This is a genomic window from Paraburkholderia sp. MM6662-R1, from assembly GCF_050436245.1.
GTDB classification, from domain to species: Bacteria; Pseudomonadota; Gammaproteobacteria; order Burkholderiales; family Burkholderiaceae; genus Paraburkholderia; species Paraburkholderia tuberum.
The window spans coordinates 746,499-761,243 of sequence record NZ_JBNDLV010000004.1 but is presented as its reverse complement, the minus strand read 5'-3'; the positions used below and the strand labels follow the sequence as shown (position 1 = coordinate 761,243).

Sequence of the window (14,745 nt, the reverse complement as noted above, 5' to 3'; positions counted from 1 at the left end):
TTACTCCTTTGTGGTCTGTGTAGGTTGAACGTTGCCGTCGGATGCGTATTCGCCCGCCGAGAGCTTGCGGCGCAGAATCTTGCCGACCGGCGACTTCGGAATATCGTCGACGAACACGTAGTCGCGCGGGCGCTTGAAGTTGACGAGGTCGGACTGGCGACACCAGGCGTCGAGCGCCTCGGCATCGACGTGTTCGCGGCGCTTGATGAACGCGACCACGCGCTGGCCCCAGCGCTCGTCCTTGACGCCCGCGACCGCGACTTCATCGACGGCCGGATGCAGCGAGAGCACCGATTCGATATCCACCGGCGAGATGTTTTCGCCGCCGCTGATGATCATGTCGTCGACGCGGCCGGTCACGTACAAATCGCCGTCGCGGTCGAAATAGCCGGTGTCGCCGGTGAAATACCAGCCCTCGCGCAGCGACTTCGCGTTCGCGTCCGGGCGGTTCCAGTAGCCTTCGAATGCTTCGTCGCCGAGCAGGTCCGCGATGATCTGGCCTTCCTCGCCGGCCTGTGCGATCTCATCGGGCGACACGGCGTCGAGCTTCACGACGCGCAGCCGCGTGTTCACGCCCGCGCGCCCGGCGCTGCCCGGCTTGCGCGTCGCGTCCTGATCGATGCTGACCGTGTAGACCTCGGACGAACCGTAGTGATTGACGAAGATCTCCGGCTCGAACGCAGCCGACAGGCGCTTGAGCAAACCATCGTTCATCGGCGCACCCGCGAAGCCTAGCTTTCTGACCGACGACGTATCGGTGCTGGCGAACGCGCTGTCCGCGAGCAGATCGTGATAAAGCGTCGGCACGAGATAGAGGCACGTGAGCGCGTACTTCGCGATGGATTCGAGCGCGAGCTTCGCGTTCCAGCGACGCACGCAGACGAAGACGCCATCGACGAGCGCCATCGAAAGCAGCGAGCGCACGCCCATCGTGTGATAAAGCGGCATCACGCCGAGCGTGCGTTCGCCGCGCCGGTACAGGTTCTGCGCGACGTGCGCGAGCGCGCCCGCGCGTTCATGCCGATGACGGCGCGGGACACCCTTCGGCTTGCCGGTCGTGCCGGACGTGTAGAGGATCAGCGAGATATCGTCGGCGGTGGCGTGCGTCGTCTCGCCGGTGCGCGTGCGTTCCGCGAGCAGCGCGTCGAAGGCCATCGTGCGGCCGGGGGCGTCGTCCAGACCGATGCGCAGCACGTGCTGCGCGGCGGCGCTTTCCACGACGGCATCGGCGCAAACGGGTTCGTAGACGATCGCCTTCACGCCCGCATCCGTCACGCAGTACTCGACTTCCTCCGGCTTCGCGCGCCAGTTGAGCGGCACGATCACGATGCCCGAGAATTGCCCCGCCCAGTGCAGCGTCGCCATTTCCCAGCGGTTTTGCAGCACGACGAGCAACCGGTCGCCGCGTTGCAGCCCGAGTTCGCGCAGGGCATCGGCGACATTCAGAATCATGCGATGCCACTGCGCATAGGTCAGTTGCATGTCGCCATCGACGAGCGCGAGCGCGTTCGGGCTGCGCTCGACGCTTTGCAGAAACGTGCGGCCGAGATCAAGCATGTTCGGTCTCCTTCTCGCCGCGCGCCTCGACCTGACGACGCGCTGCCACATCGAGCACGGCCGCGACGATCGGCGTATAGCCGGTACAGCGGCAGATATGGCCCGAGAGCATGTCGCGCACCTGATCCTCGGTCGGATTCGGCACCCGCTGCAGATAGTCCGCACATGACATCAGAATGCCCGCCGTGCAGAAGCCACATTGCAGCGCGTGATGGCGCTGGAACGCCTGCTGCAAATCGCCGAGCGTCTGGTCGGGCGCAAGACCTTCGACTGTGTCGATGCGCCGCGCATCGGCCTGCACCGCGAGCATCAGGCACGAGCGCGCCGCGACGCCATCCACGTGCACCGTGCATGCGCCGCACACGCCATGCTCGCAGCCGACATGCGTGCCGGTCGCGCCCAGTTCGTGGCGGATGAAATCCGACAGCAGTTCGCGCGGCTCGCAATGGCCGCTGCGTTCGCGGCCATTGAGCGTCAGCGTGATGCGCCGCTGCTCCCCTTGCCGCATGATGTTGTCCGATGTGTTGCTGCTCACGTAGCCTCCTCGATCACGCGCCATCCCAGTTGCCGGACGAGATTGCGTCGATATTTCGCGCTGATGTGCGCGTCGTCCTGCGCGTTCAGTTTCCAGCTCAGGTCGTTCAATGCGCCGCGCAGGTCGTCGCCGGTCAGACGCGGCCAGCTTTCCGCCACCGGCCGGTCCGCGACGCCGCCGACCGCGATACGGATCGAATCGTCCGTCACCACCGCCGCGCACGCGACGATCGCGAAATCGCCGTGCCGCGCCGAGAACTCGGTGAACGCATAGCGTTCGCCGGGCTTCCTGAGCGGAAAGCGCACGGCTTCCACGAGTTCGTTTGGCTCGCGCGCGGTCATCAGCATTCCCTGAAAAAAGTCCTGCGCGGCGAGCGTGCGGCGCTTCTTTTTCGAGCGCAGCATCACGTCGCCGCCGAGCGCGGCCAGCACGAGCGGCAGTTCTGCGCTCGGGTCCGCATGCGCGACGGAGCCGCACACCGTCCCGCGATTGCGAATCTGAAAATGCGAGATATGCGGGAACGCCATCGCGAGCATCGGCACTTCGTCGCGCAGCGTGGGACGCCATTCGACGCTGCCTTGCGTCGCCGCCGCGCTCACGACGAGATGGCCTGCTTTGTCATCCACGCGCACGGCGTCGAGTTCGGCGGTGCGCGAGATATCGACCAGCACGCGCGGCTGCGCGAGCCGCATGTTGAGCACGGCCATCAGCGATTGACCGCCCGCCAGCACGCGCGCGTCGTCGCCGGTTTGCGCGAGGGCGTCGAGCGCGTCTTGCGTCGTCATGGCGCGCAGATAATCGAACGGCGCGGGCTTCATACGTGCCTCCTGAAGCGGGCCAAAATCCGCGCAATCCACGACTTGCGCTGCTCGACGGGCTGGCCCGCCGCCTGCCGTCCGAGCGATTCGAACAATTGCCTGAGCACGACCTTCGCCGCGCCTTCGAGCATGCGTGCGCCGACCGCCGCCACTTTGCCCGACACCTGCGCTTCATAGTCATAAGTGAGGCGCGTGCCGGTTCCCTGCGGCGTCAGTTCGACGAGACCGTTGCCGCGCGCGCTGCCGAGCGGCGAGATGCCCGCGCCCGCGAGCCGCAGCCGGTGCGGCGCGTCGATCTCCGACAAGCCGATGCGCGCCTCGAAGCGCGCCTTGATCATGCCGACGCCCACCGTCACGTCCGCGCGATACTGATTCGGCGCGGTCTCGTCGAGCGCATGGCAGCCGGGAATGACCTTCGCGAGCGCCTTCGGGTCGAGCAGCACGCCGAACACGGCTTCGGGCGTCGCGGGCAAATCGACCGTGCCGCGCGCCGTCAACGCCTTGCCGCCCGGCGTCGCGGGCTTCGCAGCCGGTGCTTCGCGCAGTTCGGGCCGCGACGGTTCGGGATCGTCGATGCCGATCAGCGCCATCACTTTGGGCGGCGTGAGCGGCAGGCGGATATCGTCGACGCCGAGGGCATCGGCCACCGCATTCGCGATGCACGGCGGCGTGCTCATGTTGTTGCCTTCGCCGAGCCCCTTCGCGCCGAGCGGCGTGAAGGGCGACGGCGTCTCCAGATGTACGATCAACGGGTCGGGCACTTCGCAGGTCGTCGGCATCAGATAGTCGGCGAGCGTGCCGGACTGGAAACTGCCGTCCGCGCCGTAGCGGAACTCTTCCATCAGCGCCGCGCCGACGCCTTGCGCGAACGCGCCGCGAATCTGGCCATCGGCGAGTGCGGGATTGAGTAGCGTGCCGGCGTCGTGCGTCGTCACATAACGGTCGATGCGCACGCGCCCCGTCACGCGGTCTACTTCCACGCCGCACATGTCGAACGCGAAGCCATACGCCGCCGACGTGTTGATGCGATCCTGCTCGTCGGGCGCGTCCATGTGCGGCGGCGACCAGAAGACGCTCTCGCGCAGACCCGGCTCCTCGCCTTCCGGTAACAGCGCGGGCGCCCAGTGCGGCGCATTGCTTGCGGCGCGCGCGAACGGCAACGCGCGCTCTTCGGCACCGTTCGGAAAGACGCGCGCGCCTTCGAAGCGCACGTCGCCGGGCGCGCAGCCGAACTGCTTCGCGAGAATGCGCGCGAGCTTTTCGCGCACGCGGGTCGCGGCCAGATGCACCGTGCCGGCCACCGCGCCCGCGAATCGGCTCGAATAATTGCCCGCCGCGACGGACCACGCGTCCTTGTGCGTATCGAATTCGACGTTCACGACGATGTCCTTCGGGTCGAGCCCGAGCACATCCGCGACGACTTGCGCGCACACCGTCATGTGGCCCTGGCCCGCTGGCGTCGACGCGATGGTGACGACCACGCCGCCGAGCAGATCGACGCTCACCGTCGCGCTGGCGATCGCGCCGTTCTTCGGCCCGGCTTTCTTGCGGGCGTCGGGCGGCATCACAGTCGTGATGTATCCCATGTTCGATACCGACGGCTCCACGATCGCCGCGAAGCCGATGCCATAAAGACGCCCAACTTTGCGCGCCGCGTCGCGTCGCGCGACGAGTTCGTCGTAGCCGCCTTCGGTCATCGAGCGGCGCAGCGCTTCCTGATAGTTGCCGGAGTCGAGCAGCGCGCCCGCCGTCGCGCGATACGGAAAGGCATCGGCGGGAACGAAGTTGCGGCGGTACACATCGAGCACATCGAGCCTCAGTTCGACGGCGATACGCTGAATGAGCCGCTCCAGCGCGAAGTAGACCTGCGGTCCGCCGAAGCCGCGCACGAGGCCGGTCGGCGTCTTGTTCGTGAGCACGACGCGGTTGCGCACGACGAGATTCGGAATGGCATATGCGCCCGTCAGGCAGCCGTGCATCCGGTAGAAGGTCGCGGGTTCGGGCGCGCGCACGTAGCCGCCGATATCTTCCAGTTGATCGTAGGAAAGCGCGACGATGCGGCCATCGCTTTGAACGGCCGCTTCGATGGTCGAAAGGCGCGCGGTCGCGGAAGTCGCCGCGCTCAGGTGTTCGAGCCGGTCCTCGACCCATTTCACCGGCGCGCCGGCTTTGCGCGAGGCGAGGCACATCAGCACGACATACGGAAACACCGCCTGCTTGACGCCGAAGCTGCCGCCGGAATCGCGCGGGGCCTTATGACGCAGACGGTTCGCGGGAACGTTGAGCGCCATCGCCATGACGGCGTGCAGCGAAAACGGTCCCATGAAATTGGATGTGACGTCATAGCCTTCGCCGCCCGACAGATACTCGGCGATGACCACGCCGCATTCGATCGGCGCGCACGTGTTGCGCGGATAGTGCGCGACGAGCTTCACGCGATGCGGCGCGTTTTCGAACGCGGCTTCCGGTTCGCCATAGCGGAAACGCCGGTCGCTGATCACGTTGCTGCCGACGCGCTCGTGCAGCACCGGCGCATCGCCCCGCACCGATTGTTCGATGGACGTGACCGGATCGAGCATCGCATAGTCGACCTTGATGAGGTCGAGCGCGTCTTCCGCTAGCGCGCGGGATTCCGCCATCACCACCGCCACCGGCTCGCCGACGTAGCGCACGCGGTCCATCGCGAGCGCCCACTGCTCCATCGGCGACTTCACGCCGACGACGAAGGGTCGCGACCACGGACGCAGATCGTCGCGCGTGAGCACGGCGTGCACGCCGTGCAGCTTCGATGCGGCTTCGGTATCGATGGAAACGAGTTCCGCATGCGCGTGCGGCGAGCGCAGAATCGCTGCGTGCAGCGTGCCGGGCTTCACGGCGATATCGTCGCCGTAGCGGCCGCGGCCCGTGAGAATCGCGGGGTCTTCGAAGCGCTGCATCGGCTGGCCGACGTGGCGCCGCGGCTTCGCGGCATCGCTGTCGGCCACGCGCGCGTTGATATCGGCAAATCCGGTTTCGCGCTGATTCATGGTGTCACTCCGTCATCTTCGCCGCGGCTGCCGAATTCATCGGCGAGACCGCTCCAGCGGCGCGCAATCTCACCGTGCTCGATGCCGAGCAGATCCAGAATGCGCCCGACCGTGTGATCGACGACATCGTCGATGGTCTTCGGATGCGCATAGAACGCCGGCACCGGCGGCATTACGATGGCGCCCATTTCGGTCGCGAGCGTCATGTTGCGCAGATGCGCGAGATTGAGCGGCGTCTCGCGCGCGACCAGCACGAGGCGGCGGCGCTCCTTGAGCATCACGTCGGCGGCGCGGGTCAGCAGATTGTCCGCGAAGCCGTTCGCGACACCCGCGAGCGTTTTCATCGAACACGGTGCAATCACCATGCCTTCGCTGAGGAACGAACCGCTCGCCACGGCCGCGCCGATATCGCGCACGTTATGCACGACGTCCGCAAGTTGGTCGACGTCGCCGCGCGTGAGGCCGAGCTCCTGCGCCGCCGTCACTGCACCCGACGCCGACACGATCAGATGCGTCTCGTGCGTGCCGAGGCGCCGCAGCGCAGCGAGCAGCCGCACGCCGATGACCGCGCCGCTCGCGCCCGAGATGCCCACGACGATGCGCTTCTTCCGCTCAGCCATGATCGCGCGCGAGGTAGGCGTCGAGCGCGCTGTTGTCGGCGGCGACGAGCGCGGTCAGATCCGCGGTGTCCTGACCCGGGATGCGCACGCGTGTGAAGACATGCGCCGGATAGACGACCGGGCGCGTCGCGTCGAGTCCCATCTTCGCGCTGATGCCTTGCAGATGCGCGGGGGCGTCGTCGGGCTGGCCGACCGTCGTCGAGGGATCGAGCGGCGAGCCTTGCGCGCCCGCGATGACGACGAGATCGCGGTCGGCCTGAAAGCGCGTCGCAATCGCCCATTCGATTTCTGCGGGATCGTGCACGTTCACGTCCGTATCCACGACGACGACCAGCTTGATGTCGTAATGCGCGCCGAACGCGCAGAGAATCACGTTCTTCGCTTCGCCTTCGCGTTTCTTGTCGAACTGCACCCACAGGTGATAGCGGCACACACCGCCTACCGACAGATGCACGTCCTTCACCGCCGGATGGCTGCGCTGAAGGTGCGCGAGGAGCGTCGCTTCGCGCGGAATCGCGCCGAGCAGCAGATGCTCCATTTCGGCCGGCACGATCGTATGAAAAATGGGGTCGCGCCGATGCGTCACCGCCGTCACTTCAATGACTTCGCGCGCTTCCTTCGCGCTGTAGTACTTTGGGAACTCGCCGAATGGGCCTTCCGGCTCGCGCACGTTCGGCAGAATGCGTCCTTCTATGACGATCTCCGCGAACGCGGGCACATGCACACCGCTCGTCACGCATTGCGCGACCGGCAGCGGCGCGCCGTGGAGCGCGCCAGCGATTTCAAGTTCGTCGTTATCGATCGGCGTGATCGCTTGCGAAGCGAGCATCGTCAGCGGATCGACGCCAATGGCGACGGCCACGTCGAGCGCATCGCCCGCTTCCTCGGCGGCGCGCTGGAACGCGTAGAGATGGCGCGGCAGCAGCAGTATCGCCATGCGATCGCGGCCATGCACCTGAATGCGGTTGATCGACACGTTCTGCACGCCGGTGCGCGGATTGCGCGCAATCACGAGACCTGCGGTGATGTACGGGCCGTTGTCATGCTCGCTATGCGTAGGAATAGGCAGAAGCGCGTGCAGATCGATTCCGCTCGTATGCACCACTTGCTGGCACGGCGCGTCCTCACGAGCAATGACTTTCGACGCGAGCGGCTCGGCGGCAGCGGCGGAAAAACGTGCGAGCAAAGCGGCTTCGTCGACGCCCATTGCTTCGGCAATCCACGCCCGCTTCGACATGAATCCGCTCACGACCGGAACCGCATGGCCGCCGGGGCGCGTGAAAAACGCCGCTTGCGTGCCGTCGAGGCGTTTGGCGATAGCGGCGAGTTCGTGTTCGAGCGCAACCGGCTTGTCGATGGTCGCGAGGCGTCCCGTCTTCGCGAGATGCGCGAGCCAGTCGCGCAGCGAAAGCGAGCCCGCCTCCGAGCCTTCCGGGGCCCACGAGAATGAGGAAATGCCGTTCTTTGCGGCATCGCGTATGTTCATCAGCGTCTCCATCTGTGCTGTGCCCGGCAAAGTGAGGCCGCAGCGAGCGATGGGGTCAAGCGTAGCGATATCGCGCCATAACTTCTAATAGTGTTTTCTGATGCGCTGGATCATTCACTCTTATATCAGTGTTAGCCCCGATGACAGCGTTCTTACGGTTACGTATCAATAGATCCGTCCCGCAACCCGTACTGGCGGGCGCGGGCGGCAACGGCGCGCGGCAGGCACGCACCGTTTGACGTGATAATGCAGGTGGTGGCTATTAGCATCGCTGATGCACGAGGGGTGAGATGGACCTCAAGCAAATTCAGTACTTCATCGCGCTGTTCGAGGACGGCTCGGTTACGCGGGCGGCCAAGCGCCTGAATATCGTGCAGCCCGCGCTCAGCATGCAGATCGCGAAGCTCGAGGACGAACTGCATCAGCAACTCTTCGAGCGCGGCGCGCACGGCATGGCGCCGACCGCGGCGGGGCGGCTGATGTATCGCCTGTTTCTGCCGATCATGCGCGACCTCGCACACGCGCGGCAGCAGATCGTTCAGCGCGATGAAGTCGTGACGGGACACGTCGGCATCGGGCTGATTGCGTCCGTCACGGAGAGCGTGCTCGCGGATTCGCTCTCGCGCTTTCATGCGCAATATCCGGATGTCGAAGTCACGGTCGCCGACGGCTACAGCGCGACTTTCATCGACTGGGTGGCGGGCGGTCAGCTGGATGCCGCGATCATCAACAAGCCGCGCGCGCGTCTGTCGCTCGACTCCCGCGCGCTGCTCGACGAAGAGATGGTGCTCGCAACCAGCGCCGCGCACGGCCCCGATCTGCCGCACGCCATTGAACTCGCGCAGCTGCCCGAACTGGAACTCGTGCTGCCGACCAAGCGCCACGGCCTGCGCGGCGTGCTCGACAGCGCCGCGCAGCATGAAGACGTGCTGCTCGCGCCGCGCTTCGAAATCGACGTGCTCTCGACCATCCTCAAGCTCGTCGAAAACACGCGCTTTGCGACGATCCTGCCGCGCATCGTGGTCGAGCGCGCGGCGCGGCATGGCACCTTGCGCGCGTGCCCGATTCTCGCGCCGCGCATAGTGCGGCATGTCGTCTGCGTGAGCCATCCGCGAAGGCCGTTGAGCGCGGCGGCCGAAGCGCTGATCGCGATCATCGGCGACGAGCTGCATCAAGCCTCGAATATTTCGTGTAACGAACCATCGCCTTCTTTGAAGGAACGCTCCGCATGAACGCATCACGCTGGATTGCCGGCGAATGGACCGGCACGCCTACGCTCGACAGCATCGATCCCGCCATGGGCGAGGCCATCGGCCAGTTCGCCGACGGCGGCGCGGATGAAGCCGATGCCGCCATCGCCGCCGCGCGCCATGGGTTCGATCGCACGACGTGGGCGCAGGATGCACGTCTGCGCCAGGACGTGCTGCTCGGCGCGGGCTCCGGCCATGCGTTTCTGTCGCCGACGCTCGTCGAGCATGGCGATCCGAAGGCCTTCTTCTGTCAGGACTAGATTTTCGGGCTGTTCGTCACGCTCGAAGTTTTTGAAAGCGAGCAGGAAGCACTTGAGAAGGCCAACGATACGGTCTTCGGCCTGTCGGCCAGCGTGTGGACGCACGACGGCGCGCGCGCGTTGCGCACCGCGCGGGCGCTGCGCAACGGGACAGTGTGGATCAACGATCACAACTAGCTGTTCGCGCAAGCGGAAACGGGCGGCTACCGGCAAAGCGGGCTCGGGCGTCTGCACGGTTACGACGCGCTCGCCGACTTCACCGAGATCAAGCACATCTGCATGCCGGCGGGCATCGTGGAAGGCGTGGCTCCGCTTCGTTGATGCGCCAAAGGCGCGTGCTCGCGTCCGCCGCTATGCGGCATCAACGCGGCAAGCCAGATCGCGACCGCCACCGCGCCGCCATCGGGCCAACCCACCGCATCGCCCGCCTACGCAATCAGCGCTTCTTCAGCCTGGACGACGCGCTCGGTGACTATCTGCTCGATCTCCGGCGACCCGTGCCTCCGCTCGATCCGGCGATCGATTTCGCATTAAAATCAGTGGCTTAGGTCGAGATGGGAGAGGCGGGATACGGCGGATTTTTTGCGAATCCCGGCCGACCCTCCGTCTCGCTCAAAATACCGGAAGGCCGAATCAGCGCGCTGAAAACCTGGCGCTCTCGTTACAACGTAATGGCGGGAATGTTCTATGACGCCGACTTTTGGTCCCTTCTACTCTCTACCGATCCTTACTTTTTGAAGCGCGATCGATTACGCATGTGGGTGATGCTTTCACGGCACGCTCACAGCAACTACGGGAGTATCGAATGTCTAAGGCACCGTCCCCTGAAGTCGATATTAGAACACTGCGCAAAGTCATCATGGCTGCCTCGATTGGTAACTTTGTTGAATGGTTCGATTTCGCAGCGTATGGTTTCCTCGCAACTATCCTCACTAGCGAGTTTTTTCCGAACAGCGATCCATCCGCGGGCCTACTGAAGACTTTCGCGGTGTTTGCAGTGGCTTTCGCATTTCGTCCGGTCGGTGGCATAGTGTTTGGCGTAATTGGAGATAGGATTGGGCGCAAACGCACGCTGGCGCTGACCATCTTGATGATGGCCGGGGCGACCACACTGATCGGCTTGCTGCCGACCTACGCCGCCATCGGTGCTCTCGCGCCGTTGTTGCTAACCGTGATTCGCTGCGTGCAGGGCTTTTCGGCCGGTGGTGAGTATGCTGGCGCCTGTGCCTACGTAATGGAGCACGCCCCGCAAAACAAACGCGGCTGGTACGGCAGCTTTGTTCCCGTGTCGACTTTTTCTTCATTTGCGATCGCAGCCGTCGTCGCTTATGCGCTTGATGCAACGCTTTCAGCCGATGCAATGAGCGCGTGGGGGTGGCGCGTGCCGTTCCTCGCCTCCGCACCCATTGGGCTCATCGGGCTGTACCTGCGCATCAGTCTCAATGAAACACCCGCCTTCCGCGCTCTTGAAGGCGAGCACCAGGTGGCGCATGCGCCGTTGCGCGAAACGTTCCGTACGCAGGCGGGCGGCATTCTGAAGCTCGGTGCATTTATTTCAGTGACAGCATTGTCCTTCTATACCTTTACTACCTATTTCGCGACATATCTGCAGGTCGTAGGACACATGAGTCGCGCAACTTCGCTGCTGATCACCGTTGTGGCACTTTTGTTTGCTGCGGCCATTTGTCCGCTTGCCGGCCTGTATTCTGATTTCGCCGGGCGCCGCATGACATTATTCACCACGTGCGCGCTGTTGATTGTAATCGTCTATCCCTCGTTCTCGCTCGCGGGCTCGGGACAATTTCTTTCAGCACTGATCGGCGTGGCAATGCTCGCGACAGGCGCGGTGTTGTCGGGCGTGGTTACGGCTGCGTTGTTGTCGGAAGTGTTCCCAACCAGGATGCGCTATACCGGGTCGGCCATTACCTATAACCTCGCCTACACGATCTTCGGGGGCACCGCGCCGTTGGTCGCTACCTGGTTGATCGGCACGACCGGAAACAATCTGTCGCCCGCTTTGTATCTGATCGCCGTATCTTTCATGGGCCTGATCGGCGGGATGATGCTTCCAGAAACTTCACGAATGTCCTTGCAAGATGTGGGCACTGACAACGACCCAGCTATAGGCGAGATGCTCGGAGCGCAGCGACCGCTCAGGTAGCCCGGATCGTTCGAAGCTTTCCCGAGACTGCCGGCCGGCACGATGCGCGGCTTTGGCGTCGGCGAATTCCGCGAGGTTGGGCGCCTGATCCTCGAAGTGTTCGATGCGCTGCGCACAGCCATAGCGACCCCACACGCCAGAAGCCTATACGGAGCATCGAATGAGCAATCTGCATGAGAACAGCATCATCATCGACGGCCTGAACATTTCGAAATTCGACCGCTCGGTGTTCGAGGACATGAGGAAGGGCGGCATCACCGCGGCCAACTGTACGGTGTCGGTGTGGGAGAGCTTTACGAAGACCGTCGACAACATCTCGTTGATGAAGCAGCAGATCCGCGCAAACAGTGAGTTGCTGACGCTCGTGCGCACCACCGAAGACATCGCGCGTGCGAAGAAGGAAAACCGCACTGGGGTGATCCTGGGCTTCCAGAACGCGCATGCGTTCGAGGACAACCTCGGCTATATCGAAGCCTTCGCCGACATGGGCGTGCGCGTCGTGCAGCTTTGCTACAACACGCAGAACCTGGTCGGCACCGGTTGCTATGAGCGCGACGGTGGGCTGTCGGATTTCGGCCGCGAAGTGATTACCGAAATGAACCGCGTCGGGATCATGGTGGATCTGTCGCACGTTGGTGGCAATACGTCGTCGGAGGCCATTGCGTTCTCGAAGAAGCCGGTCTGCTATTCGCATTGCCTGCCGTCGGGTCTCAAGGAGCACCCGCGCAACAAGTCCGATGAACAGCTGAAGGAAATCGCCGAGGCCGGCGGCTTCATAGGCGTGACGATGTTCGCGCCGTTCCTCAAGCGCGGAATCGATGCGACGGTCGAGGACTACATCGAAGCCATCGACTATGTCGTCAACCTGGCCGGCGAAGATACGGTGGGCATCGGCACCGATTTCACGCAGGGCTACAGCGTCGACTTCTTCGACTGGCTCACGCACGACAAGGGCCGCTATCGCCGTCTGACGAACTTCGGCAAGGTCGTGAACCCGGAAGGCATCCGCACGATCGGCGAGTTCCCGAACCTCACCGCGGCCATGCAGCGCGCAGGCTGGAGCGAGACGCGCATCCGCAAGATCATGGGCGAAAACTGGGTGCGCGTGTTCCGCGATGTCTGGGGCGCATAAGCACCGAAGCCCGATCCTCATTCATCGAAACGCGACGGGCGCCGTGACGAGCGCCCGCGCGAACCGAAACTCACCCCTCGGAGCACCCTCGCGATGCAACCGCAACTGCCGATCGACGTCGATCCGAACACTGGCGTCTGGACCTCTGACGCACTGCCGATGCTGTACGTCCCGCGCCATTTCTTCACGAACAATCACCAGGCTGTCGAAGAGGCGCTCGGGCGTGATGCCTACGCGGAGATCCTCTACAAGGCGGGTTACAAGTCGGCCTATCACTGGTGCGACAAGGAAGCAAAGTAGCACGGCATCAGTGGCATAGCCGTATTCGAGCATTACGCGAAGCGTCTTTCGCAACGAGGATGGGGCATTTTCACGATCGTCGAAGTCGATCCGGTGAGCGCGCGTGCGCGCGTCGAACTCCGTCACTCATCCTTCGTGCTGGCGCAACCGGGCAAGCACGGCAAGCTTTGCTACATGTTCGCGGGCTGGTTCGCCGGCGCTATGGACTGGGTGAACGACACTACTGAAGCCGGCGAGGGCGCTCCGCGCTCGCAGTCGAAGGAAGTGCAATGCGCAGCGGAAGGCCACGACCACTGCGTGTTCGAAGTGTCGCCAGTCGCGCAATAAACCGTTTTCTCGCAATAAGCTGACCTGAGATGCTGAGAGACGGCGCCAGAGCGTAGGCCATTGCGTTGCCACGCACGCCGCTCGCTCAACATACGCAATCACCGATCCTGGCACGACGCCGATACCCACGTCGGTCCCGCCGATGCCCGGCCTTTCTGGCCTAAGATATTTCAAAGGAGCATCCGTGCGAGGGGCATCATGAAAGCACTTATCGTTGCTGCGACATTGGCGGCTGGCTGACGTGGGCCGAGATCGCCGCGAAGATCGGCAAGAGCAAGGAGTGGACGACCGCCGCGCTGCTCGGTCAGATGACGCTCGATGCGAAACAGGCCGGCGTCGCCCGCGAGTTGTTCGATCTGACCGACGAAGAAACCGCGTGGCTGCAAATCGTCCCGTACAAAGGTTCGCTGCCGACCGCGGTGCCGACCGACCCGATGATCTATCGCTGGTACGAGATCGTCAATGTGTACGGCACCACGATCAAGGAGTTGATCCACGAGGAGTTCGGCGACGGCATCATGAGCGCGATCGACTTTTCGATGGATATCCAGCGCGAGCCGAATGCGAATGGCGATCGGGTCCAGGTGGTGCTCAGCGGCAAATTCCTGCCCTACAAGTCGTACTGATAGCGTCATCCGGCCAGGGCAAGCGACACGCCCGGCGCGCCGCTTGCGATCGCGAAGCAGCTCGTCGATCCGCGCCGCCCAACGCTGCGGCGCCGGCAGAACCTGCCGCACTGGCGCGGATACCGTCCCTCCGGTTCGACCGGGCGACTGGCGTATGCGCGTTTCAGGAACTGCTCATTGTTGAGCTTGAATGGCTTCGGTTGCGGGTAACGGTCATCCAAACGCCTTTGGCGGTCGCCCTCTGGCACGTGGCCTTCCGGCTTCGTCCACTGGTCGGCTATCTCTATCGGGCTGAAAATCGCCGCGATGCGTCTCTCCAGGGTTTCCTCAGTTTGCTCTTCGGTGTCGCGATCCGAAAAGACAATGCGTTCACTCGACTCATAGCCGTCCCAGCTCTCTTTGAATTCGACCGGCCCGCCGAAGCACTGAGCGAAATCAATCGCCATTGCTCTGCATCCCCTATCTGTTCTTTATCGAGCTTACTATGCGTTACCAGGCTATTGTTTTCGATTGCGATGTGGATCTACAACGGCTGCAAAATGCTGGTCACGCTCGATGTCGCTGAGCTGTTGATGGACGATGACGGTCTCTACTTCACCTGCCCCATGTGCCACCGAATAACCGTCTGTGAACTTCGCCCGGCGAAC

Annotated in this window: 14 protein-coding genes and 1 pseudogene; 8 read left to right on the top strand and 7 right to left on the bottom strand. The window is 63.8% G+C overall.

What is annotated here, in order from left to right:
• From OKW39_RS33345 to OKW39_RS33320, 6 genes are read right to left on the bottom strand one after another with little or no spacing between them, the layout of a single operon-like run.
• A complete protein-coding gene (locus OKW39_RS33345; protein WP_429333420.1) occupies positions 1–1,557 on the bottom strand; it encodes an AMP-binding protein in 1,557 nt (518 codons plus the stop codon).
• Positions 1,550–2,116 (bottom strand): (2Fe-2S)-binding protein, encoded by a 567-nt coding sequence (locus OKW39_RS33340; protein ID WP_429564567.1) that lies wholly within the window; start codon positions 2,114–2,116, stop codon positions 1,550–1,552. Before OKW39_RS33340 ends, OKW39_RS33345 begins: the two co-directional genes overlap by 8 nt.
• Positions 2,089–2,910: an FAD binding domain-containing protein gene (locus OKW39_RS33335; RefSeq protein WP_090807402.1), complete on the bottom strand. Its 822-nt coding sequence runs from the start codon at positions 2,908–2,910 to the stop codon at positions 2,089–2,091. Before OKW39_RS33335 ends, OKW39_RS33340 begins: the two co-directional genes overlap by 28 nt.
• On the bottom strand, positions 2,907–5,936 hold the full coding sequence (locus OKW39_RS33330) for a xanthine dehydrogenase family protein molybdopterin-binding subunit (RefSeq protein WP_429564566.1): 3,030 nt from the start codon (positions 5,934–5,936) through the stop codon (positions 2,907–2,909). Before OKW39_RS33330 ends, OKW39_RS33335 begins: the two co-directional genes overlap by 4 nt.
• A complete protein-coding gene (locus tag OKW39_RS33325; RefSeq protein WP_090807398.1) occupies positions 5,933–6,556 on the bottom strand; it encodes a UbiX family flavin prenyltransferase in 624 nt (207 codons plus the stop codon). Before OKW39_RS33325 ends, OKW39_RS33330 begins: the two co-directional genes overlap by 4 nt.
• Positions 6,549–8,042 carry a UbiD family decarboxylase gene (locus OKW39_RS33320; RefSeq protein ID WP_429333423.1) on the bottom strand — a complete coding sequence of 498 codons (1,494 nt, stop codon included), beginning with the start codon at positions 8,040–8,042 and terminating at the stop codon, positions 6,549–6,551. Before OKW39_RS33320 ends, OKW39_RS33325 begins: the two co-directional genes overlap by 8 nt.
• Before the next feature lie 290 nt (positions 8,043–8,332).
• Here OKW39_RS33320 and OKW39_RS33315 point away from each other — a divergent pair, with 290 nt between their 5' ends.
• The 8 genes and pseudogenes from OKW39_RS33315 to cynS all read left to right on the top strand — a co-directional run bounded on the left by OKW39_RS33315 (position 8,333) and on the right by cynS (position 14,098).
• Complete coding sequence (locus tag OKW39_RS33315) at positions 8,333–9,274, top strand: LysR family transcriptional regulator (RefSeq protein WP_187613161.1); 942 nt, start codon at positions 8,333–8,335, stop codon at positions 9,272–9,274.
• A complete protein-coding gene (locus OKW39_RS33310) occupies positions 9,271–9,552 on the top strand; it encodes an aldehyde dehydrogenase family protein (RefSeq protein ID WP_429564565.1) in 282 nt (93 codons plus the stop codon). Before OKW39_RS33315 ends, OKW39_RS33310 begins: the two co-directional genes overlap by 4 nt.
• Positions 9,553–9,729 (top strand): aldehyde dehydrogenase family protein, encoded by a 177-nt coding sequence (locus OKW39_RS33305; protein WP_429565473.1) that lies wholly within the window; start codon positions 9,553–9,555, stop codon positions 9,727–9,729.
• A gap of 176 nt (positions 9,730–9,905) precedes the next feature.
• Positions 9,906–10,100, top strand: coding sequence for a hypothetical protein (locus OKW39_RS33300; RefSeq protein WP_429334640.1), 195 nt, complete (start codon positions 9,906–9,908; stop codon positions 10,098–10,100).
• A gap of 257 nt (positions 10,101–10,357) precedes the next feature.
• A complete protein-coding gene (locus OKW39_RS33295; protein WP_187613164.1) occupies positions 10,358–11,713 on the top strand; it encodes an MFS transporter in 1,356 nt (451 codons plus the stop codon).
• Positions 11,714–11,873: 160 nt separating this feature from the next.
• A complete protein-coding gene (locus tag OKW39_RS33290) occupies positions 11,874–12,845 on the top strand; it encodes a dipeptidase (RefSeq protein ID WP_090807390.1) in 972 nt (323 codons plus the stop codon).
• 93 nt (positions 12,846–12,938) lie between these two features.
• A pseudogene (locus OKW39_RS33285) lies at positions 12,939–13,472 on the top strand (DUF5943 domain-containing protein).
• Positions 13,473–13,696: 224 nt separating this feature from the next.
• Positions 13,697–14,098 carry a cyanase gene (cynS, locus tag OKW39_RS33280; RefSeq protein WP_429565472.1) on the top strand — a complete coding sequence of 134 codons (402 nt, stop codon included), beginning with the start codon at positions 13,697–13,699 and terminating at the stop codon, positions 14,096–14,098.
• Between the two features lie 5 nt (positions 14,099–14,103).
• Here cynS and OKW39_RS33275 read toward each other — a convergent pair whose 3' ends face one another.
• Positions 14,104–14,544 (bottom strand): hypothetical protein, encoded by a 441-nt coding sequence (locus OKW39_RS33275; RefSeq protein ID WP_429564564.1) that lies wholly within the window; start codon positions 14,542–14,544, stop codon positions 14,104–14,106.
• Positions 14,545–14,745: the final 201 nt, after the last annotated feature.

Excerpts from the sequence above, each read along its gene's own strand:
- OKW39_RS33315 (WP_187613161.1), top strand. The coding sequence starts at position 8,333 with ATGGACCTCAAGCAAATTCAGTACTTCATCGCGCTGTTCGAGGACGGC.
- OKW39_RS33320 (WP_429333423.1), bottom strand. The coding sequence starts at position 8,042 with ATGAACATACGCGATGCCGCAAAGAACGGCATTTCCTCATTCTCGTGG.
- OKW39_RS33295 (WP_187613164.1), top strand. The coding sequence starts at position 10,358 with ATGTCTAAGGCACCGTCCCCTGAAGTCGATATTAGAACACTGCGCAAA.
- OKW39_RS33345 (WP_429333420.1), bottom strand. The coding sequence starts at position 1,557 with ATGCTTGATCTCGGCCGCACGTTTCTGCAAAGCGTCGAGCGCAGCCCG.
- OKW39_RS33330 (WP_429564566.1), bottom strand. The coding sequence starts at position 5,936 with ATGAATCAGCGCGAAACCGGATTTGCCGATATCAACGCGCGCGTGGCC.
- OKW39_RS33275 (WP_429564564.1), bottom strand. The coding sequence starts at position 14,544 with ATGGCGATTGATTTCGCTCAGTGCTTCGGCGGGCCGGTCGAATTCAAA.
- OKW39_RS33300 (WP_429334640.1), top strand. The coding sequence starts at position 9,906 with ATGCGGCATCAACGCGGCAAGCCAGATCGCGACCGCCACCGCGCCGCC.
- OKW39_RS33310 (WP_429564565.1), top strand. The coding sequence starts at position 9,271 with ATGAACGCATCACGCTGGATTGCCGGCGAATGGACCGGCACGCCTACG.
- OKW39_RS33290 (WP_090807390.1), top strand. The coding sequence starts at position 11,874 with ATGAGCAATCTGCATGAGAACAGCATCATCATCGACGGCCTGAACATT.
- OKW39_RS33325 (WP_090807398.1), bottom strand. The coding sequence starts at position 6,556 with ATGGCTGAGCGGAAGAAGCGCATCGTCGTGGGCATCTCGGGCGCGAGC.
- OKW39_RS33335 (WP_090807402.1), bottom strand. The coding sequence starts at position 2,910 with ATGAAGCCCGCGCCGTTCGATTATCTGCGCGCCATGACGACGCAAGAC.
- OKW39_RS33340 (WP_429564567.1), bottom strand. The coding sequence starts at position 2,116 with ATGGCGCGTGATCGAGGAGGCTACGTGAGCAGCAACACATCGGACAAC.